This is a genomic window from Kosakonia sp. S42, from assembly GCF_016624785.1.
Lineage (GTDB): Bacteria > Pseudomonadota > Gammaproteobacteria > Enterobacterales > Enterobacteriaceae > Kosakonia > Kosakonia cowanii.
The window spans coordinates 1-824 of the sequence record NZ_JACVTW010000082.1; the positions used below are offsets into that span (position 1 = coordinate 1).

General features: G+C 56.2%; 2 protein-coding genes. Both read left to right on the top strand.

The features are described 5' to 3' along the window. The first annotated feature begins 73 nt into the window (after positions 1 to 73). Positions 74 to 214: a hypothetical protein gene (locus IAE50_RS25645; RefSeq protein WP_200581690.1), complete on the top strand. Its 141-nt coding sequence runs from the start codon at positions 74 to 76 to the stop codon at positions 212 to 214. Further along, complete coding sequence (locus tag IAE50_RS25650; RefSeq protein WP_200581691.1) at positions 211 to 729, top strand: hypothetical protein; 519 nt, start codon at positions 211 to 213, stop codon at positions 727 to 729. Before IAE50_RS25645 ends, IAE50_RS25650 begins: the two co-directional genes overlap by 4 nt. Positions 730 to 824 lie beyond the last annotated feature (95 nt).

The window sequence follows — 824 nt, forward strand, 5'->3', positions numbered from 1 at the left end:
TGACCGTCTTTCACCCGGAAAAAGCAACGCCGCAGACTCAGGCGAATACGCCGGATAAGGCAGAGGAGCTGCCATGAACCGTTATGCAATACACACACTGATGCTCGTTACACTGGCCCTGCTCGTCTCCCTGGTGCTGATGGTCAGCGCTACTAAAAGCGAGGCTGCAGAGCCAGATGGTTCAGTGATACTTCTTGCGGGAGATACCTCATGAACAGACTGAAAAACCTCTGGACGTTCCTTTTCGCGCTACGCCCCGTCATCATTCCCGCCGTGGTGTTCGGGGTGGAAATGATGTTGTGGGTAAACCTGATGAGCAGTGAAGCTCGCGCCAGGTCGGAGGGGTTACTGACCGGGCTTGCCGTCATCATTCTTTTCGGACTGGTGTTCACTGCCGCCGCCTTTTTTAACCCTGAAGAGGATGACACGTTACTGGCTGCGGCAGGCTCCGCTGTGCCTTTACTGTTGAGTGCCGTGGTGGCCGGGCTGGTGTATGCCGCCATGTCAGGGCTTCCCTGGAACGAAGCAGAATGGGTCAGGGCCACGCTTATGGCGAGCTTCATCGGACAAACGATGATGACAGTGTGGCGGCTGAGTATGTCTTCTCCCTCAGATGACGGGCCAGGCTCCGGTGGCTCCGGAGCAGATGCGCCGACAGTAACCTCCTTCTGCAGTACGCACAGCAGTGACAGTTGCGGTCACAGCGGCGGTGACGGCTCCTGTCACTGATAACCGGAAGTAATAAAAGAGGAATTCTCATCATGAGCTTCATCAAAAAAGCCGGCTTCGCCATGCAGTGGCTCTGGCTGCCGGTACTGAGTTAC